At 37.1% G+C, this 24,140-nt stretch carries 32 protein-coding genes and 2 tRNA genes; 16 read left to right on the top strand and 18 right to left on the bottom strand.

The genetic code is table 11. From position 1 onward, the window contains the following. Positions 1-86 precede the first annotated feature (86 nt). Positions 87-1,487, top strand: coding sequence for a chromosomal replication initiator protein DnaA (gene dnaA / locus O5635_RS00005; RefSeq protein WP_036901144.1), 1,401 nt, complete (start codon positions 87-89; stop codon positions 1,485-1,487). A gap of 6 nt (positions 1,488-1,493) precedes the next feature. Here the strand turns inward: dnaA and O5635_RS00010 are convergent, their stop codons facing one another. Then, complete coding sequence (locus tag O5635_RS00010; RefSeq protein ID WP_081934264.1) at positions 1,494-2,153, bottom strand: ParB/Srx family N-terminal domain-containing protein; 660 nt, start codon at positions 2,151-2,153, stop codon at positions 1,494-1,496. 65 nt (positions 2,154-2,218) lie between these two features. Beyond that, positions 2,219-3,457: a glutathione S-transferase family protein gene (locus O5635_RS00015; RefSeq protein WP_036901143.1), complete on the bottom strand. Its 1,239-nt coding sequence runs from the start codon at positions 3,455-3,457 to the stop codon at positions 2,219-2,221. Positions 3,458-3,501: 44 nt separating this feature from the next. On the opposite strand from O5635_RS00015, the gene gorA reads away from it, so the two are divergent. After that, positions 3,502-4,863 carry a glutathione-disulfide reductase gene (gene gorA, locus O5635_RS00020; RefSeq protein WP_036901142.1) on the top strand — a complete coding sequence of 454 codons (1,362 nt, stop codon included), beginning with the start codon at positions 3,502-3,504 and terminating at the stop codon, positions 4,861-4,863. 29 nt (positions 4,864-4,892) lie between these two features. On the opposite strand, the gene O5635_RS00025 is transcribed toward gorA, so the two are convergent. Next, positions 4,893-5,984, bottom strand: coding sequence for a calcium/sodium antiporter (locus O5635_RS00025; protein WP_036901141.1), 1,092 nt, complete (start codon positions 5,982-5,984; stop codon positions 4,893-4,895). 140 nt (positions 5,985-6,124) lie between these two features. Between O5635_RS00025 and pyrC the strand changes: the two genes are divergently transcribed. Continuing rightward, the gene (gene pyrC, locus O5635_RS00030; RefSeq protein WP_036901140.1) at positions 6,125-7,192 is read left to right on the top strand and encodes a dihydroorotase; all 1,068 of its coding nucleotides are present in this window, start codon (positions 6,125-6,127) and stop codon (positions 7,190-7,192) included. A 43-nt stretch (positions 7,193-7,235) separates the two neighbouring features. Here the strand turns inward: pyrC and O5635_RS00035 are convergent. Continuing rightward, positions 7,236-7,321: transfer RNA gene (locus O5635_RS00035), tRNA-Leu, on the bottom strand. Positions 7,322-7,395: 74 nt separating this feature from the next. Between O5635_RS00035 and O5635_RS00040 the strand changes: the two genes are divergently transcribed. The 4 genes from O5635_RS00040 (at position 7,396) to O5635_RS00055 (ending at position 9,282) form a co-directional block, all read left to right on the top strand. Beyond that, a complete protein-coding gene (locus O5635_RS00040) occupies positions 7,396-7,635 on the top strand; it encodes an NAD(P)H-quinone oxidoreductase subunit L (protein WP_152557291.1) in 240 nt (79 codons plus the stop codon). A 3-nt stretch (positions 7,636-7,638) separates the two neighbouring features. Next, positions 7,639-7,962 carry a DUF3007 family protein gene (locus O5635_RS00045; protein WP_036901138.1) on the top strand — a complete coding sequence of 108 codons (324 nt, stop codon included), beginning with the start codon at positions 7,639-7,641 and terminating at the stop codon, positions 7,960-7,962. Positions 7,963-8,049: 87 nt separating this feature from the next. After that, the gene (gene trpA, locus O5635_RS00050) at positions 8,050-8,853 is read left to right on the top strand and encodes a tryptophan synthase subunit alpha (protein WP_036901897.1); all 804 of its coding nucleotides are present in this window, start codon (positions 8,050-8,052) and stop codon (positions 8,851-8,853) included. Between the two features lie 159 nt (positions 8,854-9,012). Then, positions 9,013-9,282, top strand: coding sequence for a YciI family protein (locus O5635_RS00055; RefSeq protein WP_036901137.1), 270 nt, complete (start codon positions 9,013-9,015; stop codon positions 9,280-9,282). Here O5635_RS00055 and O5635_RS00060 read toward each other — a convergent pair. The 5 genes from O5635_RS00060 to hisIE all read right to left on the bottom strand — a co-directional run bounded on the left by O5635_RS00060 (position 9,258) and on the right by hisIE (position 12,256). Beyond that, positions 9,258-9,593, bottom strand: coding sequence for a c-type cytochrome (locus O5635_RS00060; protein WP_152557274.1), 336 nt, complete (start codon positions 9,591-9,593; stop codon positions 9,258-9,260). The genes O5635_RS00055 and O5635_RS00060 overlap by 25 nt on opposite strands. A gap of 50 nt (positions 9,594-9,643) precedes the next feature. Next, a complete protein-coding gene (locus tag O5635_RS00065; protein WP_036901135.1) occupies positions 9,644-9,958 on the bottom strand; it encodes a hypothetical protein in 315 nt (104 codons plus the stop codon). Between the two features lie 2 nt (positions 9,959-9,960). Further along, on the bottom strand, positions 9,961-10,326 hold the full coding sequence (locus tag O5635_RS00070; protein ID WP_036901134.1) for a YkvA family protein: 366 nt from the start codon (positions 10,324-10,326) through the stop codon (positions 9,961-9,963). 88 nt (positions 10,327-10,414) lie between these two features. After that, positions 10,415-11,341 carry a sigma-70 family RNA polymerase sigma factor gene (locus O5635_RS00075; RefSeq protein ID WP_036901133.1) on the bottom strand — a complete coding sequence of 309 codons (927 nt, stop codon included), beginning with the start codon at positions 11,339-11,341 and terminating at the stop codon, positions 10,415-10,417. A gap of 255 nt (positions 11,342-11,596) precedes the next feature. Next, complete coding sequence (hisIE, locus tag O5635_RS00080; protein WP_036901132.1) at positions 11,597-12,256, bottom strand: bifunctional phosphoribosyl-AMP cyclohydrolase/phosphoribosyl-ATP diphosphatase HisIE; 660 nt, start codon at positions 12,254-12,256, stop codon at positions 11,597-11,599. A 57-nt stretch (positions 12,257-12,313) separates the two neighbouring features. Between hisIE and O5635_RS00085 the strand changes: the two genes are divergently transcribed. After that, complete coding sequence (locus O5635_RS00085) at positions 12,314-12,787, top strand: 6-carboxytetrahydropterin synthase (protein ID WP_036901131.1); 474 nt, start codon at positions 12,314-12,316, stop codon at positions 12,785-12,787. A 41-nt stretch (positions 12,788-12,828) separates the two neighbouring features. Next, complete coding sequence (locus O5635_RS00090) at positions 12,829-13,443, top strand: HupE/UreJ family protein (RefSeq protein ID WP_052042711.1); 615 nt, start codon at positions 12,829-12,831, stop codon at positions 13,441-13,443. Between the two features lie 10 nt (positions 13,444-13,453). Here O5635_RS00090 and crtH read toward each other — a convergent pair whose 3' ends face one another. The 3 genes from crtH to O5635_RS00105 are packed head-to-tail and all read right to left on the bottom strand — an operon-like array spanning position 13,454 to position 16,634. After that, positions 13,454-15,004, bottom strand: coding sequence for a carotenoid isomerase (crtH, locus tag O5635_RS00095; protein ID WP_036901130.1), 1,551 nt, complete (start codon positions 15,002-15,004; stop codon positions 13,454-13,456). Positions 15,005-15,045: 41 nt separating this feature from the next. Then, positions 15,046-16,464, bottom strand: a complete 1,419-nt coding sequence (trmFO, locus tag O5635_RS00100; protein WP_052042708.1) for an FADH(2)-oxidizing methylenetetrahydrofolate--tRNA-(uracil(54)-C(5))-methyltransferase TrmFO — start codon at positions 16,462-16,464, stop codon at positions 15,046-15,048. 44 nt (positions 16,465-16,508) lie between these two features. Continuing rightward, positions 16,509-16,634: a photosystem II protein Y gene (locus O5635_RS00105; protein WP_036901129.1), complete on the bottom strand. Its 126-nt coding sequence runs from the start codon at positions 16,632-16,634 to the stop codon at positions 16,509-16,511. A gap of 222 nt (positions 16,635-16,856) precedes the next feature. Between O5635_RS00105 and O5635_RS00110 the strand changes: the two genes are divergently transcribed. From O5635_RS00110 to O5635_RS00125, 4 genes are all read left to right on the top strand, one after another. Next, positions 16,857-16,928 (top strand) — tRNA-Lys (locus tag O5635_RS00110). A gap of 18 nt (positions 16,929-16,946) precedes the next feature. Continuing rightward, positions 16,947-17,300, top strand: coding sequence for a hypothetical protein (locus O5635_RS00115; RefSeq protein WP_081934263.1), 354 nt, complete (start codon positions 16,947-16,949; stop codon positions 17,298-17,300). 383 nt (positions 17,301-17,683) lie between these two features. Next, positions 17,684-18,004, top strand: a complete 321-nt coding sequence (locus O5635_RS00120) for a hypothetical protein (RefSeq protein ID WP_036901128.1) — start codon at positions 17,684-17,686, stop codon at positions 18,002-18,004. Positions 18,005-18,119: 115 nt separating this feature from the next. Beyond that, positions 18,120-18,419: a DUF3303 domain-containing protein gene (locus O5635_RS00125; RefSeq protein WP_036901127.1), complete on the top strand. Its 300-nt coding sequence runs from the start codon at positions 18,120-18,122 to the stop codon at positions 18,417-18,419. Positions 18,420-18,971: 552 nt separating this feature from the next. On the opposite strand, the gene O5635_RS00130 is transcribed toward O5635_RS00125, so the two are convergent. The 5 genes from O5635_RS00130 to O5635_RS00150 all read right to left on the bottom strand — a co-directional run bounded on the left by O5635_RS00130 (position 18,972) and on the right by O5635_RS00150 (position 21,533). Next, complete coding sequence (locus O5635_RS00130) at positions 18,972-19,217, bottom strand: hypothetical protein (protein ID WP_036901126.1); 246 nt, start codon at positions 19,215-19,217, stop codon at positions 18,972-18,974. 389 nt (positions 19,218-19,606) lie between these two features. After that, the gene (locus O5635_RS00135; protein WP_052042706.1) at positions 19,607-19,951 is read right to left on the bottom strand and encodes a hypothetical protein; all 345 of its coding nucleotides are present in this window, start codon (positions 19,949-19,951) and stop codon (positions 19,607-19,609) included. A 95-nt stretch (positions 19,952-20,046) separates the two neighbouring features. Continuing rightward, positions 20,047-20,238 (bottom strand): hypothetical protein, encoded by a 192-nt coding sequence (locus O5635_RS00140; protein ID WP_036901125.1) that lies wholly within the window; start codon positions 20,236-20,238, stop codon positions 20,047-20,049. A 648-nt stretch (positions 20,239-20,886) separates the two neighbouring features. Beyond that, positions 20,887-21,024: a hypothetical protein gene (locus tag O5635_RS00145; RefSeq protein WP_193742003.1), complete on the bottom strand. Its 138-nt coding sequence runs from the start codon at positions 21,022-21,024 to the stop codon at positions 20,887-20,889. 191 nt (positions 21,025-21,215) lie between these two features. Further along, entirely contained in the window at positions 21,216-21,533 is a 318-nt protein-coding gene (locus tag O5635_RS00150) for a hypothetical protein (protein WP_052042704.1), read from the bottom strand. A 412-nt stretch (positions 21,534-21,945) separates the two neighbouring features. On the opposite strand from O5635_RS00150, the gene O5635_RS00155 reads away from it, so the two are divergent. Beyond that, complete coding sequence (locus tag O5635_RS00155; protein ID WP_193742002.1) at positions 21,946-22,107, top strand: hypothetical protein; 162 nt, start codon at positions 21,946-21,948, stop codon at positions 22,105-22,107. Between the two features lie 826 nt (positions 22,108-22,933). Here the strand turns inward: O5635_RS00155 and O5635_RS00160 are convergent. Next, positions 22,934-23,071 carry a hypothetical protein gene (locus O5635_RS00160; protein ID WP_193742001.1) on the bottom strand — a complete coding sequence of 46 codons (138 nt, stop codon included), beginning with the start codon at positions 23,069-23,071 and terminating at the stop codon, positions 22,934-22,936. A gap of 315 nt (positions 23,072-23,386) precedes the next feature. Between O5635_RS00160 and O5635_RS00165 the strand changes: the two genes are divergently transcribed. Both O5635_RS00165 and O5635_RS00170 read left to right on the top strand, forming a co-directional pair. Further along, positions 23,387-23,554 carry a hypothetical protein gene (locus O5635_RS00165; protein WP_193742000.1) on the top strand — a complete coding sequence of 56 codons (168 nt, stop codon included), beginning with the start codon at positions 23,387-23,389 and terminating at the stop codon, positions 23,552-23,554. A gap of 153 nt (positions 23,555-23,707) precedes the next feature. Further along, positions 23,708-24,103 (top strand): DUF1824 family protein, encoded by a 396-nt coding sequence (locus tag O5635_RS00170; protein WP_269607584.1) that lies wholly within the window; start codon positions 23,708-23,710, stop codon positions 24,101-24,103. The last annotated feature ends 37 nt before the right edge of the window (positions 24,104-24,140 follow it).

Below are 24,140 nucleotides of genomic sequence, written 5' to 3' on the forward strand. Positions count from 1 at the left end.
TTGAGGAACATCTTTTAAGATCTCATCTTCTGATTAAAGAATGTCTTTTCACAAATAAATGCTTAGATTCATCGTCTAAATAGGTAATGCCAGTGCTAACTGGGAATGAGCTTTGGGCAAGAGTTCAGCAGGCTCTTAGGGAGAACCTAAGCAAGCCTTCTTACGAGACTTGGATTAGCCCCACGACATTTTGCAGTTTTAAAGGAGGAGAATTGACCCTTAGTGCTCCTAATAGTTTTTCTAAGGTGATGCTCAATAATAATTACTCTAGAGCGATAGAGGATGCTGCAGAGGCGATAGCTGGTCAGCCCATAAAGGTGGTTGTAATAGTGCAGGACAATAATTCTCAGCAATCTGAACAGCTTCAGCCTGCAAGAGTCACTATTCCGAGTGCTAATAGATCTAGTGAGTTGAATTTTTCGAATAACCCTTCTAAAAATGGACTTAAGCAGTTACAGCCTGGACTCAACCTAAGATACGTTTTCAATAAATTTGTGGTTGGCCCTAATAGTCGTATAGCTCATGCTGCGGCTATGTCTGTTGCAGAAGCTCCTGCTCGTGAATTTAACCCACTTTTTATTTGTGGTGGTGTTGGTCTTGGGAAGACCCATTTAATGCAAGCAATAGGGCACTATCGTTTGGAGATCGACCCGGGAGCAAAAGTTTCATATGTTTCTACAGAAACTTTTACTAATGATTTAATCCTTGCAATTCGACAAGATGGCATGCAAGCTTTCAGAGATAAATATAGAGCTGCCGACTTGATTCTTGTTGATGACATTCAGTTTTTAGAAGGTAAAGAGTATACCCAAGAAGAGTTTTTTCATACGTTCAATGCTTTGCATGAATCTGGAACTCAGATCGTTCTTGCCAGTGACAGACCTCCTAATCAAATCCCTCGATTGCAAGAACGTTTGATTTCTAGATTTTCAATGGGATTAATTGCTGATGTGCAATCTCCAGATTTGGAAACAAGAATGGCAATTCTTCACAAAAAAACTGAGCAAGACAAAGTGAGGCTCCCTAGGGATCTTATTCAATTTATTGCAGGCCGCTTTACTTCTAATATTCGCGAGCTTGAAGGGGCTCTTACGAGAGCGGTGGCATTCGCTTCTATTACAGGCCTTCCAATGACAGTGGAGTCGATTGCTCCAATGTTAGACCCAAGTGCTTCGGGTGTTGAAGTTACTCCTAAGCAAGTAGTAGAAAAAGTTTCAGAAGTCTTTGAAGTTAGTTCAGAGGAAATGTTTAGTGCAAGTAGACGACGACCTGTAAGTCAGGCTAGGCAAGTTGGTATGTACCTAATGAGGCATGGTACCGATTTAAGCCTTCCTCGCATTGGGGAGGTTTTTGGTGGTAAGGATCATACGACTGTTATGTATGCGATTGAGCAAATTGAAAAGAAATTGTCTAGCGACCCGCAGCTTGCAAGTCAAGTTCAGAAAGTGAGAGATTTGTTACAAATAGATTCACGCAATAGACGCTGATCATTCTTATTTAAGAAGTCTCTCAAAAGTAGACGAGTTTTGAGAAGTCATCAGCTTACGAGCTTGAGGAAGTGCAGGAGATAACTTTTGTGATGTAAACGGTGGTAAAGGCATGCGCCTTAACCAACTAGCCCATTTAAATTCGTAATATGGGACCAATGGGTGAGAAGTGAGTACACCTTCTTGTTTTAATTGCCAAACAAGGCTTCTATAAGGATCATCTTCTAGACTAAGAAGACTTTTTGGTAAATTTTGTATAGGTTGAGGGCCTACCCCTCTCGAATTATAGAGATACAACCATCCTCTACTTTCTAAGAACTCAAGTATCTTTGAGTCTTCCTTTGTTTTGATTTCTTTGACAACATAGCCATACACTTCTGCATCTTTTTCTATCTCTAGAAGGGCTCTTAGTCGGTGGTGCCTGTCAAGCATCCAGAAAGAACCATAGCTATTACTTACGAGAGGAACAGGCTTTGTTTTTATGTAATTAAGCCTTGCTTCCTTACTTTCTTTTAAGAAGTCAACTTTTCTATTAATTACTTCGGCTAATCCTATGCACATTTGAGTAGGGAGAAGGGAATTGATTTTGACTTTTAAGTAATTATTTCTTGAACTAGCTTTTGGAATTTCCTCATATTTAGATTGGCCAAATAGATTGCTTTTCATGTGGGAAGAAATTTTCTCTATAGCTTTTACCTTTAAGCAATTTCCAATTATTATAGGAGTTTTTTCTATTCGTTCCGAAATCGACGAGGATCTTGATCTAAGCGATTATTGATAGGTATTGCTGGACCTTGCAAGCTACTGTCAAGACTAGCAGTGTATTCTAAGGCTTGACGTAGTTTTCGTGCCGCTATTACTGGCATGTCTCTAGGTACAGAGATTCTATCTTTCAAATATCTTAAACCTATAGCAGACCCTTCTTCCGGATAATAGGCCTTGCTGGAAATCATTCTACTTAGAGCGGCTCTTAACGGTTGGTCGATCAATAATGCTCCCATAGGGTTTGAATTCATAATTGCGGACCTGTGTTTCAGTACTCTTGCTAAGGCGATAGCTTCAGGGGGAGGAGTTGTTTGTTCATAAGTTGTTTCAAGCGGTCCTAAACCTTTTCCACTATCGATTAAAGATGACATTTCTTTTTGTATGGGTTCGTTGTTTGCCCAACAGCTTCCCATTTGCGGGGGGAGATCATGTGCATGTGTATGAAAATCTCCTTGGGTCCCCCGGTAAACATCTGTTGCTTCTAGGCTTGATAGCCATTTGTCAATAGCTGGGAACTCCTTGCGAAGATTGAAACCTTTGTAGTAAGCAAGCGAAGCGTTCATCCTTTCTAAATAAGGGATGAAAATTACATCTGCACTCCCTGGAGTTGACTGACCTAGATTGTCTACTGCTGGATCAAGCCAAGGCCCATTTGCTTTTGATAAATAACCTTCCATCTCCTTTGCAAGAGTTTTGAATTCATTCTCTTTGTGAGTTTCTTGGCTGGATGTCAAAGAAGGTGAACAAAGCCATTTGCACCACGATTGAAAGAGTAGTCGCTCAAATCTTCTTAAAATTAGAGTTTTTGGATCTTTCATAGAGCGACCTAAAGCTCCATATTGATCTTCTAACGCAAGAAGGATCCTGTCACTTTCAGTAAAGATTCTCTTCTCTATTTCAATTGCAGGAAACATTCCTGATGGAACTTTTTTGAGGTACCAAGCTTCTTTAGTTCCATAGCAACGCATTGATGCTTTTTTTATTTCATAGGGGATTCTTTTCCACTCAAGCCATAACCAAACTTTCTGACAATATGGACACCAAGCATGATTATCCCTATAAAGCGTTACTCGAATATTTTGCTCCAATTGGCCAAAGAGTCTTTTGAATGCATAGGAAGTATTGGGCCCTTCCGTTAAAGATTTGTCTTGTGGTGCAAATTTTGCAAGTTCTTCCCAACTGAGGGGGTTTATGGCTTCTTTCATGAAAGGGGTGGAGAATTGTAGTAGCGAGTAAAGGATTTATTTTCTTGGATAAAGAATTTGATTTGGTTGTATTAGGGGCCGGCTCAGGAGGATTAGCGGCTGCCAAGAGAGCTGCTAAGTATGGAGCTCATGTGGGAGTTGTTGAAGGCGATCGGGTTGGCGGCACATGCGTTATAAGAGGTTGTGTCCCTAAGAAGCTATTAGTTTATGGATCAAAGTATCGAGAATATCTTGAGTCTGCATCAAGTTTTGGAGTTGATATTAAAAGTGCTCGCATAGATTCGAGTGTTTTATTGGCTAACGTTAGGAGAGAAGTCCAACGATTGAATGAGTTCCATATTCAATCTCTAAAGAAGTGTGGAGTAAAACTAATTCATGGATGGGGAAGCCTGAAGAAGAATAATTGCATTTCTGTAGAAAACGCTAGCGATTCTCAACTTTCTCGAGATATCTATGCAAGAAACATTTTAATAGCTGTTGGTGGAAGACCAATACTTCCAAAACTCCCTGGTTCTTCCTTGGGCTGGGTTAGTGATGATATGTTTTTGCAGAATAAATTTCCTAACAAAATTTTAATAGTAGGTGCAGGTTTCATCGCTTGTGAATTTGCTTGTATTCTTAATGGTCTTGGTGTTGAAACTATTCAGTTAATTAGGGGCAGTCGCCTGTTAAAAGGCTTTGATAAAGAAATTTCAACCTTCCTTGCTGAGAGAATGCAGGAAAAAGGAATTAATTTGCAATTTAATCAATCACTTCTAGCAATTAAAGGGAGTAAAGGAGAACTCAATGTAGAAATTAATTCTGGGAACGAAATTAATTGTGAGGGAGTATTGTTTGCCACCGGAAGAAGACCATTCTTAGAAGGGTTAAACCTAGATGTTGTAGGTATCAACTATGACTCAAAAAGTATCAAAACAGATTTTAATAATGCGACTAACATTCCAGGTATTTTTGCAATAGGTGATGTAACCGACAAGATAAACCTTACACCAGTTGCGATAGAAGAAGGAAGGGTGCTCGCTGATAATTTATTTGGTGGTAAAAGTCGAAAGGTTGATTATAGATTTATACCTAAAGCAGTTTTTAGTCAGCCTGAGATAGCCTCAGTTGGACTTACTGAGGAAGAAGCTATAGAAAAAAATGGATTATCAAGCATAAAAGTATTCCGTTCAAAGTTTAGACCTATGTCACAGTCACTTCAAAAAAGTGAAAGCAAAGTCTTATTAAAATTGATTATTGATATAAGAACCGATAAGGTATTGGGCTGCCATATCGCTGGCGAAGACTCTGCTGAAATCATTCAAATGGCTTCTATAGCTATTTCTATGGGAGCAAAGAAAGCAGACTTCGACAAAACCATGGCTTTGCATCCTACTATTGCGGAGGAATTTGTTACAATTAATTGAGCATTAATAATTTTAAAGAAATTTAATTATCAGTTGGTAATTCTTTTATACCTCCAGTATTTAATTGTTTTAAAAATTATAAAGCTCATTGTTAATGGTAGAAGAATGCATGCAGCTATAAACCGGAACTGTGCCTGAAATGTTGGCAGAGTATGAGGAATAATTTGATCTCCTAGATATAATATATAAAGGGCTAAAAGTATTCCTCCTTCAAGCCTACTTATTCTGCCCTTAGTCCAAAATATTGGCATACAAGCCAGGGTCGTAAGAACCATTATCGGGAAGTCTCTATTTATTAATATCTTGTCTATATCGAGCCCTTCGTTCCCTGAAATAAAAGCACAACTTCCAAGAACAAGTAGTTGGTTTAGTAAGCTGCTACCAACTACATTTCCAATCGCAAGATCTGTTTGCCCACGAAGAGATGCAACTAAGGATGTTATTAACTCTGGCATGGAAGTTCCTGCTGAAACAATTGTTAGTCCGATAACTGCCTCACTCCAACCATATAAAGTTGCCAGAGATTTGGCCCCGTTAATTAAAAGATTTGACCCTAATGCCAGTAGTAGCATTCCTGCGGAAATTTTCCCTAGTGCCTTCAGCCATCCATTGGCCACAGATTGAGTATTTATTTTAGGCTCTGCTTCCTTTATTCCATTCGGTTCCTCTCTCGCAGTACGAATTTCCCAAATTGTATTTATTACCAGTGCAGTAAGAAGCGCAACCCCTGCTTGCCAAGTTACTTTGCCAGATGATGCCATTCCCCACACTGCTGCAGATACAGCTAGAAGTACAGGAACATCCCTCTTTACTAAACGACTTTCTACCTTTAAAGGCATTACTAGTGCACTACTTCCAAGGACTACCAAAACGTTAAAAATATTGCTCCCTACAACATTGCTTACTGCTAGTGAATCGGACTTTTTGAAAAAAGAGCCGATACTTACAAATAGCTCAGGGGCACTAGTTCCGAGAGAAACTACGGTGAGACCAATGACAAGTTGAGGTATCCCAAGTATTAATGCGAGTCTTGCAGCTCCTTGCACAAATAGTTCTCCACCTCCAAAAAGCACAATTATGCCAGTGATTATTTCTATAGATGAGGGCATCAATGTTGACATTGTGGATAACTTTGAACGCTGTTCTTGCGTTTAAGCTCGACTTGTAATTTGATTAGAATAGTTACTCGGTTGCATAACTATTCAAGTCATTTTTAGACTAATGCTAATTAAGTTACAGATCTCATTAGGGACTGACTGATTTGAATTTGTCCCCACAGAAAATTATTTTGCGTCAGCCAGATGACTGGCATTTACATCTAAGAGATGGAGAAATTTTACATGCGGTTTTGGTGCCTACTGCTCGAGTTTTCGGACGAGCAATTGTCATGCCAAATCTTTCGCCGCCAATAACCAGTATTCAAGATGCAATTAATTATAAGAAAAGAATTTTGAAGGCTATCCCCGAAGGGAGCACATTTAACCCCTTGATGACTGTATATCTTACGGAAGAAGCCAGCCCTGAATTAATTAAAGAAGGTGCAGAACGGGATGTTTTTTTTGCAGCAAAGTTGTATCCAGCCAATGCAACCACCAATTCCAATTTTGGGGTTGCTGATATAAGCAAGATTAACGTGGTTTTAGAGACGATGGAGGAAATAGGGCTGCCATTACTTATTCACGGAGAAGTAACAGATCCCGATGTGGATATTTTTGATAGGGAAGCAGTTTTTATAGAACGTCATCTTGACCCTTTATTAAGACAGTTCCCTGAAATGAAGGTTGTACTTGAGCATATAACCACTGAAGACGCTGTTGATTATGTAAGAGAAAGCAAGTCCAAATTAGCTGCAACTATAACTCCTCATCATTTACACATAAATCGCAATGCAATGTTTGAAGGGGGATTGAGAACAGATTTTTATTGCTTGCCTGTTGTAAAAAGGGAGCGACATCGACGCTCGTTGAGACGCGCGGCAACAAGTGGAAACCCTAGATTCTTCTTGGGAACCGATTCTGCTCCACATTTAAGAGCATCTAAGGTGTCGGCTTGTGGTTGTGCAGGTATTTTTAATGCTCTAAATGCGATTGAAAGTTATGCAGAGGTTTTTGATCAGGAAGGAGCCCTAGATCTCCTAGAAGGCTTTGCGAGTGAATTTGGTGCAGTTTTTTATGGACTACCCTTGAATGAAACTTTTATTGAACTTGAGAAAAAGTCTCATGTTGTTCCAAAACAGTTCACAATCAATGCTTGCTCAAGAAAGGATGATTTCATTGTTCCTTTTCACGCTGGAGAGTCTTTAAATTGGTTTCTGACCAGTCTGCATTAGTACTAGGCAATTCAAAATATTATCTTTTAGATACTTTTGTTTATGGGAGCAGGGGGACTTGAACCCCCACAGCCTTTTACGACCTGCGGATTTTAAGTCCGCTGCGTCTACCAATTCCGCCATGCTCCCTTGAAAAGGTTGGGTGAGAACCTTTATCCTGATAATAGATTCATAATTGTAATTTTCTCATAGTGTCTTTTTTTATTGTTGTCAGCCAAATTGCCAACAACCCTTTAATTATCTTGGGAGCCTATCTATTTATAGGATTTTTGTATTTGGTTGCAATCCCATTATTTCTTTATTTTTGGATGGACACAAGGTGGAATTTTATGAATAAGTTTGAGAGGTTAGCCATTTATTCTTTAGTGTTTCTATTTTTCCCAGGTTTAATACTGTTTGCTCCGTTTTTGAATCTTAGGATTCGTGGGCAAGGGGAGATTTAGAAGTTGACTCGTGCCAATGTTATTCAACTAGGTTTTCTAGTATTTGCCTTAGGCGCAACGGCTTATGTAAGTCTGCTTGCTTTTGGAATTGATGGCTTTAATGCTGGATTATTCTCTGAGACTTTGCTTCTCATTTTGCTTGTAGGGTGGATAAGTTCTTACTTTTTTCGAGTTTTTCAAGGAAAAATGACGTTTATGGAGCAGCGTAAACGCTATAGAGAAGCTTATGAGCAGTTAGCTAATCGTGAAGTTCAAGAAAAATTTGATTCAATGTCTGAGGAAGAGCAGAAGAAATTAATAAATCAGCTTGAAATTGATAACAATTGATTTATCAGATTAATTATAAAATTCTCTGCTTCTATAAAGAAGTATTCTTTAATGACAGCGAAGGAAATCTTTTTGCGAAAAGACTCGATGCATTGCTCAAGCATTAATAGATGCTTTTCACGGTTAAAAAATGAAGGGCGAACAGCCTTAATGCCTTTCGTTATGGCTGGTGACCCTGACTTGAAAACCTCTGCAGAAATTTTGCTGAGATTACAAGAAAAAGGAGCAGATATAATTGAGTTAGGGATTCCTTATAGCGACCCACTTGCTGATGGTCCAATAATTCAGTTAGCAGCTTCACGAGCACTTTCTTCAGGCACATCCCCTGGGAAGGTTCTTGAAATGTTGGCAAACCTACAAGGCAAGCTAACCATTCCAGTCGTACTTTTTACTTATAGCAACCCTTTGTTGAATTTGGGGATGGAAAATTTTTGTAAAGTAGCCTCAGAATCAGGAGCGGCAGGATTAGTTGTACCTGATTTGCCTTTGGAAGAAGCAGATAAATTATCTCCAATTGCTTTTGCCAACGGGCTGGATTTAGTACTTCTAGTTGCACCTACTACACCTCCTGAGAGGATGAAAAGGATCTCAAATAAGAGTAAAGGCTTTACTTATCTTGTAAGTGTTACGGGGGTAACTGGAGAACGTTCTGGTTTGGAGAGTCGTGTGCAGTCTCTTATTAGCCAATTAAGGGAATTTGGATCTAACCCTATAGCAGTTGGATTTGGGATTTCTGAACCTAAGCATATTTCTCAGGTTAGGAGTTGGGGTGCCGATGGAGCAATAGTAGGTAGTGCTTTGGTTAAAAGAATTTCAAATGCTAAATATGACAAGGCAGTTGATGTAGCAGGGGAGTTTTGTAATGAACTTCGAAAAGCGGCTGACTCATAGTCATAATTTAACAAGTATTTTTTTAGTATTAAATGTAAGATTAATCTTGATAAGCTTCTTAGGTAACTTCTTGGAGGCTCTTAAAATCTTTTAGGAGGTAATCAAGACTTAGATTATAATTATTAGCCTTAACTCCTACTCTGTTTTGATTGTGTATTTATGGAACTATTTGTACTTTATGGTAGATACTGTGAAAACGCGCTTGAAAAGCGAGTCCCTTTTCGAAAAGAGCACCTTGAAAGACTTGGCAAGTTAAAGAAAGAAGGAACAATTATTACACTAGGCCCAACAAAATGTAATAAATATGTTTTTGGAATTTTCAAATCTACTTCTCTTGAAGAAGTCAGAACAATCTTAGAAAATGATATTTACTATAAAAAAGGTATTTGGATATCCTTAGATATTTATTCTTGGATCCAAGCTTTTTGAGCTTTAGATAATACCCATTCTGCAACTAGAATATCTCCTTCTGGACCAAGAACTTCCTCGTAACCACTCATTATTCCCACCCCTTCTCTTGCTACTTGGGCAATATTCTCGATATTATCAAGTTTGTTTCGCTGTAAGTCTTTTATTTTTAATGTTTTATTCCTTCTAATTACATTCCCGCCATTAATATGACAACCTGCGCAATGTTGCATAAAAAGACTTTCTCCTTTATTGCTATCAAGAGCAGAAATTTTGCAAGGTATAGAAATTATTGAAAAAAATATTAAAGATACAATTAAAAGTGCTTTCATTACTTTATAGAAAATTTTCAAAAAAAATATACTTGATTCTGATATTCATCTCAATTAGTGCAATCTTCTTTTAGCTTTTCTAGCAGAAGGTCCAATTGCCCAAATGGGTCAGAAGCGACTTCCCCTTTTGGCGCAATTAAATTTTTATTAGACCATGTTTTCTCAATGGAGCAAAGCCTTGTTGCCAATTTGCTTATTCCACCTTTCAAGTAATCTTTTTTAAGAACTTCAATTAGAGCAGGAATCCTTTCAGAATTGGCATTAAGGATTAATTTCAGATCTTTTTGTGTTTTGTTTTGTTGCTTGAGCCAATCCTTTATAAAAAGTGTTAGCTCATCTTCAATTTCTTTTGACCATTTAGCCATTTTTATAAGGGGAACCAAGCATCGAGTCTCTGACGAGCTCGATCTTTTATTGAAGGAGTCATATGCTGGCTCCATAGACTTATTACTGCTGTTAATGCAACTAAATCATCACTAAAGCCTGCAACAGGAATTATGTCTGGCATTAAATCAATTGGCATTATTAAATAAGTTAGCGCAGCGATTAATGAAACTCTGGCTTGTGGAGGTGTTGAATCAGCAAGAACCATTTCAAATGCTTCTATGGCTGGTTTAGCTATTATTCTTCCTGCTTTATTGAGTACTTTTCTGAAAGCCCCTTCATCAATTACAGAGCTGTCAATTACCTCGGCTTCTAAAACTTCTTGATTAAAATTGTTTTTTTGAGACATATCTTTTTAGGATTTAAAAGTACAAATTGGTGTAGCCCTAATTAAGTGCAAGATTCTTCAAGACTTTATAAATTCAGAATGACACAAGTCATTGGTTGATTTCAACAAGACCAGTTTGGATGCCAGTTTTGCGGAGTTTTCTAAGAGCTCTTTGTACAACTTGCCTACAATATTCTCTACTACAATTCATGTGTTTTGCAACCTCTGCCAAAGTACGCCACTCATTGCTTCCATCAAGACCAAAACGAAGACTAACAATAGTTCTTTCTTTAGGCGTGAGATTGGCTTTGTCTAGTAATGACCAGGCTGAATCATTCCTTTCTGCTAATTCAGCCACTTCCATAGGAGGTATTTCTTCACTAGGAAGTACATCGCCTAATTCGGAAGGATCAGATTTTGATTGAACAACTCCCTGAAGACTTACCGTGATACTTCTAAGTTCACATTGCAGTAGCTCTTCGACTTCCTCTTTTTGGAGATGCATTTTTTTTGCAAGTAAATCAGCGGATGGTGGAAGTCCATTGGCTTGCATTAAATGGGATTTTGCAGCTCTAAGCTTGGTTAGCTTTTCATTGATATTTACCGGTATTCTGATCGTCCTGCTTTGCGTAGAAAGGGCTCTATTAAGACCTTGTCTAATCCACCAGTATGCATAAGTTGAAAAGCGATGTCCTCTCTTGGGATCATATTTTTCAACCGCTCTAGTAAGACCAAGCGTCCCTTCTTGTATTAGGTCAAGTAAGTCAAGTCCTTTACCTTGGTATCTTTTCGCTAAATTGACTACAAGTCTTAAATTCGACGTGATCATTTGATTCTTTGCTCTTTCTCCCTGTCTAATAGTTCTTCGTTCAATATCTGTATAGTCACAAGCTGGTCCTTTGCCTCCTGCCAAGTTGCATCTCTCATTAAGAGCAACCATTGCCTGAACTTTTCTCCCCATTGTGAGTTCTTCTTCAGGTGTTAGTAGATGATGACGTCCGATTTCTCCAAGAAAGTCACTTAATGAGCTCACGATTTGTACCTCCTTGATTCTTAAAATTTAGGTCGAAATTGTTAACTTTCCTATGTCGTAATAAAGAGTTCCAAATTGAACTTGTTGCTAATTAACATTTGTCATATTTTACTGTTGAATCTTTGTTCAATATAGTGCGTCTTTTTTGTTGTGCTTTCTGTGCTTAATAATTCTGCTAGTAGTGATCAGAATGATAATCATTTAAACCTTAAAAGTCTTTAAGCCATTTTTTTTACAATGGTATTAAGAAAACATTTTTTATTTTGTAGCCCTTCTCAGAGCCAATACTTCAAGAACATCTCTCCAGTTAACATCATGAGATGCAAGTGCAACTTGTAAATGGTATATCAAGTCTGCTGCTTCATTCGCAATATCGTTTTTGTTGTTGTCTTTGCACGCCATTACGAACTCCACACTCTCTTCTCCAATCTTCTTCAGGATTTTATTATCCCCTCCTTCTAGAAGAATATTTGTGTAGCTACCTTCCTCAGGACTTAAGCATCTTTGTTTAATTATTTTGAAAACCTCGCTGCAAGAATCTGTTGGTGGTGGTAAGAAAATTTCTTTATCCAAAGAAGGAGTTTTTTCACTTTGAAAGAAGCAAGATCTTGCCCCCTTGTGACAAGAAATCAACCCGACTTGTTCAATAGTGAGAAGTAAGCTATCTGCATCACAGTCATATCTAATATCTTTGACATTTTGGATGTGCCCACTGGTTTCACCTTTCCGCCATAATTTGTCTCTTGAACGACTCCAGTAATGTACTTCTCCCGTCCTAATGGTTTCTTCTAGTGAATGCTTGTTCATCCAAGCCATCATTAAAATGGCTCCATCTAGCCAGTCTTGGGCAATAGCAGGTATAAGTCCGTTTTCATTAAAACGAAGCTGGTTTATGAAATCTTTGCTCGTTTGCGTCATATCCTTAATTGGAAAAAATGTTTGGATCCTTTAATAGTTTCCTCAAATATGCAGTAGATGTCTATCAAAAACAAAAGCTATAGTTGCAGTAAGCGTTTTGAAGGCTTCCCATGTTGCCATAGGCAATGGAGACATGCTGGTCACTGTAAGTTTGTTCACGGGTATAGCAGAAGTTTTAGGTTTTGGTTTAGTGCAACAAAATTAGATGAGAATGGATTTATTGTTGACTTCTCAAATTTGCAATCATTGCAAGAAAAATTGAAGGAACATTTTGACCACACTTTTTTAGTTAATTCTGATGACCCGCTGCTTTCGACATGGAAAGAGCTTCACTCCAATGGTGCTTTGGATTTGAGAATTATGAAAAATGTCGGAATGGAGTCCACCGCTGAATTGATTTGGGGATGGGCTAATTCAATTTTATTAGAAATAGACAAGGGTCGAACTTGTTGTACTCGTACTGAAGCAGCTGAAAATGATTTCAATGCTGCATGTTTTAGTGCTATTCCTGAATGGTTTAAATTTGATTAAGCGAATCCTCTGTAAAGTGTTTAATTGGAGAGATTTCTTAAATGCCAAAGCTCAGAACACTTCCTGTTAAAGGTGCCTATAGAAACTTTTATTTTTTATTAGGCTTGCTCTTTTTACTTGCTTGTTTTATTGCATTGCCTGTTCAAGCTCATCATCCATGGGAAGGGCAGGAAAAGAACTTGAATCTTCTTCAAGGTTTTGTAAGTGGTTTAGCACATCCAGTATTAGGGTTTGACCATTTTCTTTTTCTCATGTCAATAGGTTTGATTGGGGGGATGGCGCCGATCAAAAGAATCCCCCCTCTGGTTAGTGTTGGCTTACTAGGTGCTATCAGCTCTCAGTTCTTCCCTTTATTTCCTGCTGCAGAGTTGATAATTAGCTTGAGCCTTGTGGCTTCTGCGTTAGTAGCTTTAGGTAAGCTCCCTATTAGACTGATCTTTCCTATGATTTATTTACATGGATATGTTCTAGGCAATGCCATGATAGGTGTTGAAATGAGCCCTTTGTCAGGATATCTTCTTGGACTCTTAATTAGTGAAAGCTTAGCTATTTGGCTCGGAATTTTGACGCTTAAACGTTTGTTGATTCATAAGGATATCTTTTGCGGTGTTGTATTAGGAGCAGGTCTCATAATGGCTGGGAATACAGGCTTTTAAGTTTTTAATTTTAATCTGGTAGATTCCATGGATTTATCCCTAAGTGAGCACCAATCTTATGGGCACAAGCAAAACCACTGAAAGCGACAGCATTTAGTCCTTGGCCTGGGAAGCAAGAATCCCCTACGCAATAGAGTTTTTTAATACTGGTCGTGTTAAACGGCATCGTTAATAGGCCTGGAAGAGTTTTGGTAGGAATTGGTCCATAGCTTCCATTGTGTCGCCCAAGAAACCTTCTATGACTTTTAGGAGTCCCTACTTCCTTGTGGGTAATACTCTCTTCGATATCAGGAAAAATTTGTTTAATTTTTTGGATCAAAAGGTTCGAATCAACTTCCTTCTTTTTCGCGTAGTCCGATGGACTTAATCCTTTCCATTTATTCATTGAAGAAGGGGTAAAAGCATGAATGATGTGATTCCCATGAGGAGCCAAAGAAGAATCGAGTACTGTTGGTATTGAAATGAAAACCACACCTTGCTCGTTTTCCATCTCACTCCAATTATTGACAATTAAATGATGGCAATGTGCCTTAGAGGGTATTAGATTTTTCTTGACTCCTAGATGTAGTGATAGGAAGGAAGGAGAAGGCTTGTACCTTGTCCTCCATTTTTGCTCTGGTAGTGGTTGATTCTTTACATCTACCAAAGGTTCTTTAACCCCTTCACCACCAAAAGTGTCCCATCGTGTTGAGTTGGATATTATATGTTTCCCGAAAATCTTTTCTCCGTTAGCAAGCTGTACACCTATTGCTGCTTTGTCTTTTAAGAGAATTCTCTTTACTCTAGCTTTATAAAGAATTTCCCCTTTGTTCTTTTTCAACCCTGAAACTAGTTTTTCAGCGATAACACCAACTCCTCCTTTGGGGTAGTTAATTCCCCCAGCATGTCGATCTGAAAAAACCATACCTGCATTAATGATTGGAGTTTGATCTGCAGGCATCACAGACCAGCAGAAGCATTCAATATCAATAAAACGCAATAAATTTTCGTCTTTTATATACTTTCTGGCTATTTTCCCAACATTGAAAGGCAACCAACGAGCTAGTCCTAAGCATGCCATTGGGGCTTTAAAGAAAACCTTTGCTAAATATGCAGGATCTTCTATAGATAAAAGAGGCATTGCATCAAGGCAATTGAAAATTTGCCAGCAAACTTTATAAAATGCTTTGATGCCAGAAGCTTCATGGGGGAAAATATCAATCAACCCTGAGATGAATTCCTTATAATCTCTATTTACGATTACTTCAAGCCCCTCTGGAAGATGATATGCGAGTTGAGTGGGATCAGGTATTGTTTCACATTGTTCATCAATATCTGAAAGTGCACGAGTTAAAAGGTTGGTATAACCTTTATCTCCAAAACCAAAGATCATTGATGCACCTACATCAAATGTAAAGCCATTTCTTTTAAAAGAACCGCTGCTGCCGCCAGGTATTGTGTAACGCTCTAAAACAAGCACACTTGCTCCTTTTGAAGCTAATTGTGTTGCTGTTACTAGACCTCCAATACCTGATCCAATGACTATTGCATCCCAAGTTTTGCTGTAATCATTAGTAGCCATAACAAATTAGTACTGTTTAGTCGGTTGAATGAAGAAAAATTTTAATTGACATTTAAGAGGCTTTCCTTAGAAAGCTTTGTGAGTTTGGATAGCTGATCAGACTCATTGATCATTTGATTTAGTTTATTCAATGCACGATCTCGATACTTTCCATATCTAGTTCGTTTGTCACGAACTCGTGTTTTCAATGCTGGTAAAAGTCCGAAATTAGGTGGCATGGGTTGGAAATTATTTTTACTTTTACTTAGCCCCAAATCACTAATGAAATCGGTTAGGGCACCAATCATCGTTTCTTTAGGGAAAATTATCGGAGGTTCTTTCATGGCTAATAAGGCAGCATTAGTTCCTGCGAGCCATCCTCCAGCAATTGCTGCAGCATAACCTTCAGTTCCAGTTATTTGTCCTGCAGCTAAAAGTCGCTCACGTTTCCTGAATTGAAGTGATGGATTCAATAATTTAGGCGATTCTAAAAAAGTGTTGCGATGCATTACTCCAAAACGAACAAATTCAGCTTTTTGCAAACCAGGAATCATTCTTATTACTTGCTTTTGCTCATTCCACTTTAGGTTGGTTTGAAAACCAACTAAATTCCAGAGCTTACCTTCTCTATCTTCTTGACGGAGTTGGACAACTGCATATGCTCTTTTGGAACGTCTAAGATCTCGATCGTTAAGATCTCCCCACCTGCTGTCCCATAGCCCAATAGGTTTTAATGGCCCATATCTCATAGTATCTTCCCCTCTCCTGGCAAGTTCTTCTATAGGGAGGCAGCCTTCAAAAAAATTGGCTGAGTTTTTATCAAAGTCTTTTAATTCGGCTTGCTCTGCTTCTACAAGGTATTTGCGGAATAATAGATATTGAGATTTGTCCATAGGACAATTGATGTAATCAGCATCACCTTTGTCATATCTACTTCCCCTAAAAGCAACTGAAAAATCAATAGTTTCTCCTTCAATTATTGGACTGGCTGCATCAAAGAAGTGACATTCTTCAAGGCCTGTTAATGATTTCAGATCTTTCGCAAGAGCATCGCTAGTAAGTGGTCCTGACGAAATAATTGAGATTTGACTATCAGTAGGTAAAACCTTTAATTCTTCTCTATGTACGTTGATTAATGGATGTAAGGAAAGTTTTTCAGTGATATATGAACTAAATCTGCTTCTATCAACAGCCAGTGCACCACCTGCAGGTACGGAAAATTTGTCTGCTATAGCTATTACAAATGAATTAAGACGTCTAAGCTCTTCTTGAAGCAAGCCAGCTGCACGATCTGTATTTAATGATCCAAAGCTATTGCTACAAACTAACTCGGCAAAATCACTTGTGTGGTGAGCTGGAGACCTCATAACAGGCCTCATCTCAAAAAGATTCACATTAAAACCGGCACTGGCAGCCTGCCAGGCGGCTTCTGCCCCTGCTAATCCTGCTCCAGCAATCGTTATTGAATCGTCAGCATTCAAGAGCGAAAGTGCGTTGGTTTAATGCTAATTTAATGGACTTTTCTCTAGAAAGCCTTGTTGTTATCGTCAAATTGCCTTTGCCATTGCTCTTTAGCAGGCTTTTGAATATTGAATACAACCCAAGTCACTGCTGCGAGGATTGGAAGGGTTACGACTAGTAGGCTCAGCATGGCTTAAATAGTTGATTTGAGATTAGTGCTGGATTTTACAGAAGAGATGTAAAAAAATGAACCCCATAATTAATTTTTCTCCTATTCGGGCTCTATCAGTCTTCATTTTAAACGTTGTTTTATGTGGTTACTCAAATTTGATGACCCAAAAGCAATAACTTTTTAAATCAAAACATGTAACGTGATAGTTTTCTTTCGTGCCTTCAAGGCATTCCTTCCCAAGGGTCGCTAGCTCAGTGGTAGAGCATCCGGCTTTTAACCGGCTGGTCCTGAGTTCGAATCTCAGGCGACCCATTATCTTTAGCTGTTGAAATGCTGGGAAAGAAAATAGGTTTATTTAGGTTGATTTTTTATTCGATCTCAATTCTCTATGCTTCAAACTTTTTTGTTTATGCAGGTCTTGATACATTTACAACTTTAGATGAATTTGACGATTGGACTATAGAAAGAAAGGTGGAATCTCAAACAAATCAATTGTTCTGCAGAGCTTCCATGCCTCGTTATGGCTCATGGTTTGGTTCTCGAATAAGACTTGATTCTCAAGATAAACTTTTATATCCGCAGTACTTGGAAAAAAATTATGAGATTAGCCCTGAGTTGATGGGGAAATTAAGAAATGCTCTTCACAAATGCCGTTCAAGCATTATTTATTCATCTGGAGAATAAACTTGAAGCAAGATCGCATGTGTTGGGTGCCTGACAAAAGCTCGCCTTAGCAAAAGCCATTCGCTCCATTAAGTATGTCTATTGAGTTTAAAAATGAAATTTGCTTCCGTTGTCGTTGCTATTGGAGCCAATGTATCGTTATATTTCTGGGCTTTGATTAACAACTCAGTCTTTTAATCTGGCTTTCACTTTCTGATTGGCTTGCAAAATTTTAATTTTGCGTACTTTTTAAGATTTCAAATTTTGATCTAATTAAGAAGCTAAATACTACTTATTTTGAAAGTCTTTATTTTTAACTAGTGCTACAGGAAATTTCAGAGAGCAACTTTTATTATTTAGAAGCAGTTTTTAGTTGCATCCTAAGAATAAGCGTTTAAACCTTAATGGATAAAAAATCCTCTGGTATTTCCAAAACAAGTACCCCTTGGTTATGGAAATGGTCCGAACCAGAAAGTGTTTTGACGGTGATACCCAAGTCAAAGACGCAGCGTTTGGCTAAGCAAGCCAAGTTGGCAAATGTCGATGCTGAAAAGGCTATTAATAGGGCTTACCAGCAGGAACTCCTAAGGGTAAAGGCTATAGGCGAGGCAATGTTTAAATCTGGTAAAGCCGTGAGATACACTTTTGCGAGTTCTGGAAGACAGCTTGCATTAAGAGTTGCTGGAGTAACAAGGAGGCTGCGCTCTTGGGTTTCTAATAGTTAGACCTTGTTATTGAGGGATAAAATTATAGCCTTTAAAATTTTAATTAAAATTGAATTTTTCTCTTTACACTGTTTTTGATTTATCTTTGGACGATACAAAATCACCCTTGTTTTGAATGCAGCTATACGTAGTCACCTGGCAATTCGAGTCATCTGAAGATCAGACATTCGCAGCAGATGCTTTGATTGATTATGTAGAGAGTGGCAAATCAGAAGATTTTCCAGAGGGATATGAACGTCTGGCATGGATTCATACACCACAAGATGGTACTGGAACAGTTATTTGTCGTGCGGCTAGTGCTTCAGTCTTATATGAAGTATTTGGACCTTGGCGTGAAAAATTTGGAATGGTTTGGGAATTTAAACCCGGTATATCTACAGAGGACCTTTTGCCGTTATTAAAAAAATCAACCTAACTCTATAGCGGAATTTTGCAGGATGTTTACAACTTGATTGAGCATTTTGCTTTTCACCTAATCCTGGGATTGGAAAAAGTCTATAAAGAAAAATTTTAATGGATTTTAAGGACCTTTGGAAGCATAAGACTAATAGAGTTGATGTCTTACTTATGATTAGAGAGCTATCTCCGAGAAGGTTTTGAGGCAAAAAAAAAGACCCTCGTGTATTACGTGGGCCTGGGTGATGGGGAATCTTCTTTCTAGGTGAAGTAAGGCAGAAAAACAAGCCCCATAAATAGTGTTTTAAAATCTTCTACGATGCTATCTGTAGTGTTTTAAGTAATTGTTTTTTTAAAATAAGCAATTAACAGTCTTTTGCTGAGATTATTGAAGCGATTTTTAGAAGCAGGTACTCTTAAAATGGGAACATAAGAGTTTGTTGAAAGCAATTCTGCTACTTAATCCATAATTATGTTAAGGAGATATAAATAGTTCTCTTTTGTCAATTTCATGCACATATGAATTCCCAGCTTGTTAATTTTAGAATTCTTCGCTTTTGGGACGTCAAAGCTATTCTTTTCTCTTATTGATTGCAGTAAATACGATTTCAATCAAGACTGCCGTAAAAAATATGCTAATTACAGGGATAAACAAGGGAAACCACAGCAATTGGAATACTCTGTAGAAAATGTCTACTCCATTTAGGCTAAAGATTACAGATATTAAAAATAGGAGAGCCCCTGCCACCACAAGAAAAAAATTAAGCACTAAAAATTTATCCAACCATTCTTTTGCTAGGCCTACTTTAGAATCCATTGCGGTGAAATACTCATTGTATAACTTACATCTAAACTATCCCTGTAAAGGATTTTAGAGTTAATTTTAAAATTTATTTTCAACCGCTAACATTTGAGGAAAAAAATGATTAAATCTTGTTTAGTATAACCTACCTGAAAAGGCTTATTAGGGAAAAATTATGTTGAATATAAGAAATTATTTATTTAAAATATAAGAGAGTTCCTTAGCCAAATAATCAATGCAGCGACAACAGATAAAATATACATAAAAGCAAGGATATCCTTTATTAATCCTGACTTAGTGTATTTAGACATCTTAAATAGAAAAAGCTTATATTTTAGTTTATTACCTGAATGTATTTTGACCGCCCTTTCCTTTAAGTTATGAAATTAAGGATATCAGCTTAACTAAGATGTAAATTTTAGATCATCCAAATCATTTATATCAAATTCATAGTAATTACAGGTATCTGCAAGTCCATCTAAGATTTTATTTTTCACAGCTTGTAAGTTGAGGCTATCGGTTAGTGGGTTTTTGGCGAACTCCACTTCTGTTTCTCCAATTGCAAATTTCAATGAACCTTCTTCTGAAATTCCAAATCCAGAGGCATTGCAAAACGTTTTAGCAAATTTTTTGGCGACTTTATTTTCTAGTTGAGCTACGTTTTTGTCTAGATCTTGTGCAGCCTGGCCTGGAACAGTTGATATCAAAGAAATAACTGTCAGTATGACTGCAAGGATAATCCTTCTCATGGATTCTGGTTTTTTCAATGAGATTTCTAATTCACACCTTATATCAAAATAGGATGTGCAAGTAAGTATATTGATGTAGATTGTATTTTTTAACTTTAAGAAAATCCCTTAGGGAAATCATTTTTTATTGGATGCTTCTTAGCCCTCAACTTTAATTGTATTTGTTTAAATAAAACAATTCCCAATCCTGTAATAAGAATGCCAAGGAATATCATCATGGACCATACAACCCATGAAGTGGTTCTGTTTGTTCCATTTAGTTGAATAGCTTTTAGAAGGTCTATCATCTTCCAATTCTCATTGTATTTATCTTAATACACGTGCAGTATCTTTAATTGCTATTTGCTTTCAATGTTTAATTTTAAAAATTTTACTATAGTTTTGCAATAATCTTAATCTTATTTGGCTAAATAAAAATTTAATAGGCGAGTATTCAATTGAGCTATTAAATCAATTGAACGTGATTAGTTTAAATTTTGTAGAGCATCTCACTTGATTAATGATGAAAAATAAGTGAGTACATTTATTGAATTATCTAGTAGGCCTTTCCTTTGAGGCTAGCAAGTTGACTGGCAGAAAAGGACTTTTCGCAAGTTATACTTTCTCGAAGGATTGCGTAAAAACCTGGTTGACAAGCCAAGAAGGCGCCAGTAGTATACCTGTACTATCTTGAATGAAGAATTAAGAGCTGTTATGAGTAGACATTATTTCGTTTTAAGGATATCTCGTCAGATTTACAGAGGTAATGATCTCAAAGAGAGATTCACTTGTTACCAGCTTGTGCATAATTATTTCGATGCCTTCTCTTTTAAAGAGCTGCTTTCAATGGCTGGATGTTTTGATATTGATCCTATTGAATCGAATTAATACCTGATCGCTTTCCTTTTGGGACTATAAATATCTATGCTTAGGCCCGGACTCTTTGCTGCAGTCTGTTATTGGATAAATTTTTGAACAACCTTAAGTATGTCTGGAGCAGAACCTATAACAAAAAGACCAACGCCTCCAAGGACGGCTATATAAGCAATATCATAAAGTAGATCTAATGTTTTGTATTTTGGTTTTTTCTCCACTTTCAACAGCGCTTATTTTTTCTTATTATAATTTCTATGTTTTCGAAATATTTAATCACATTGATACTTGTATTAATTTTCTATCAAATATTTAGTCTAGAACTTTCTAATAAATAGACTCAAGTAGATTTGTTAATAGTTACTTCGAACCTTCACAATTCGCGATTCTTGTCCATTCTAGCTTTTGCGTATTATTTTCCTTCAAGGCAAATAAACGACCTGTTTCCCTCTCTGAGGTAGGATCTTTTAGGTGATCTCCAACGTCTCCCTTGCTCTTGACATTGAGGAAAACCTTTCATTTCTATTTTTGCACTAAAAGAACTTTCATTTGCACTGCTATGAATAATTAGCCAAATACTCTTTTCTTTTTCGTTGTGTATACGAGCTTGCTTTATGACTGGATTGATATACCAACCAAAGATAATTAATACCGCACTAAACGTAATTATTTTTCGGTGATTTTTCCACCACTCGTATGCTTCATGGATTAGCTTCTCTTTCCAGTACATAATCTTCTATAAATTATCCTCAATAATCTAGACTAAATAATGTTATAAATACTTCAACATTAATCCGTTGAAGGATGACTGTCTAATTTAATGCCGTTTTTAAGTTTTGTTCATAGATCTACTTCATAAGAGTTTTTGCTGGTGTCAAGATTCTTATTAAATACAGTCAAAGCTCATTTTACTTTTCTTATCATGCGATCAACACTTGTTGAGCCACAGCTGTTTAGAGAATGCATGCTGATCTTGATTTAAATATTAAAACTATTATTTTGTTTGGTTATTTACTTCTATTTAGCAAGCAATGTGTTATGTTCTATGGATCTCATTAGAGATAAAGCTAGGGATAAAACTCTCAAGCAGAAGTGATATTGGTTAGTCCAATTCATTAACACAACATACCAAAGGAGTATTGATGGCTAAAAAACTATTAAATATTGAATATGCTGAATTAATGCTCCAGGCTGAAGAGGCAGTAGGGAGAAAGGAAGCTGTAGGCCTGCTTCACAAGGCTTATAGAATTAGAAAAAAGATTTATCGACAAGAAGCTGAGAGTTCTCAGCTCGAGAGTAAATAAAAAAAAGAGTTGATTACAAAGTAATCAACTCTTTAATTAATAGGTCTTTATAGAGAACCTATATAAACCTATTAATTATGAAACCTTTCAAGGCGTGAGTCATTGAGACCTCAACTGATTTAATCCCCATTGACTCTTGACCGATCGGTAGATACGACAATGGATCACCTCCGTAATGAAACTATCTATAAAGTAGCTAAGATTAATCTTTTTTTGCCAGAATTAAGACTATTTTAAAATATTCCTAGTCTTTAATTAGTTGTAGATCCATTCATGATGGTGATATTTGTGTCAGTGGTATTGGATCACCGTAATGTGCTCAATTCTTTCTAATCTGCTCTCTGGTAAATTTCTTGTGATGGAAATTGAATAATCACGGCTAATTCCTCTACTTGCTCTTCAACTGTTTTGGGCCCGAGGTCTTTAGCAAAGATAGATCCACCCATTAACTGAATCTAAGAGGAAAAGTCTTGAACATATTCATTAAATCCTTCTTGATTAGTTACGGTTGTTGTGACAAGGCACTATACATTAGCCATATTTGAAAATTAAAAATTCCAAGAGGTCACTCTAAAATGTTCAGATTTTAAAGGGTAAGCTGGAAAAAATAGGCTCTTTGAAAAATCATCCTGAAAGTAAGGAGCCTGCTGGAACCTACCTTGGTTATTGATAGATTTGTGCAAGCCTAGTTTTGACTTAGTACATAAATCCGTGTTTTGGTGGGATTTAAGAGTTCCTTGTGATTTGAAAATCTTTGTGGAGAATTTAAATAAGGGCCAAAAGCATTTATTTTGCTTTAGCTTTTATTTGTATGAATATGAGAGCCTTAACCAAATATTGCTGAGACTACAGCGCCAACAGCAATAATAATTCCTCCCCACTTTATTACAGGCTCATTCTTGTCGTAAGTTGATGAGACAAGAATTGCAGCAAGAAGGATCTGTGTGAGATTGTCAGTAATCATGTGAAGTAACCCGAAAAGTATTAGTTGTTACTTTTTAGATTTAGCAGGGCTTTCATGACTGGTCCATTCAATATTAAGAATGCAACTAAAAATTGCGGCAACTTAGGGATTGGCACAATCGATTCCCCAATGCATTAAGGGCAAAGTCTTGGAATGCAAGAGCTGCTGAAATGGCTTCTTTGGAAGAAATCTTTTTTCTTTTCTTTTGAAACTTCAAGCCTTATTCTGAGAACCGAGTAAGAATACTTGCGTAAGAACCGAGGTTTAAAAAACAATTAAAATCATTTAGAAAGAAAATGTTCGAATAGGAGGATTATGAAATTGTTTTTTACTCCTTTCACTGTTATCCAAAATTTCATCAGTGATATTGGTAGAATGCATGACTTTTTATATGAAATTCCAGCTGAAACACATGATGAATTTTGGCAGAGGGAATGTGCAAAATATCCAACAGCTCAAACTTGCAAGACATATGATTCCTAATAGAAATAATTGCTTAAAACTTATTAAATAACTAAAATCTTCAAAATATAAAAAAGAGTTTGAAATTTTTTCATCTGTGATTAACTTTTAAATTTTACTAGTCAGGAAGTGATAGCTAGAGCAAAATATGTTCAGAGATGAGGCCCTTCAGCTATGAAACAACAAGAGATTAACTTCCTCAGTGATCTTAGAAGAATTAATTCTGCTCCAGTGCTTCATGAAAACCAAAAGATTAAATTGTTAAACGAATTAGCTCCATACCTTAATAAGGCTGATTGGTTCACTGTAGGGATAATGGCTTCATCGTCTATGCAGGCAATTATTGCTTTAAAAACAATGGAAAATAGGTTTAATTGGACTGCGATGAAATTAGTGACCCAAGTAAAGGAAAATGGACCAGTATTCCTGAAAGCGAATCAAAAAACCGGAGATATTCATGTCCGCATTGAGTTTGGATTAGGAGAAGGCATTCTTTTGGGATGTCAATATAATGAAGAATCTAAAAATGCAGATACTTTAGGCCCCTTCCCGTTGAACTTCTTTGACTAATTGTTAGCTTATTGGCCCTGAAATTATTTCGTTTGTA

It is taken from the genome of Prochlorococcus marinus str. MIT 0919 (assembly GCF_027359375.1).
Classification (GTDB): Bacteria; Cyanobacteriota; Cyanobacteriia; order PCC-6307; family Cyanobiaceae; genus Prochlorococcus_D.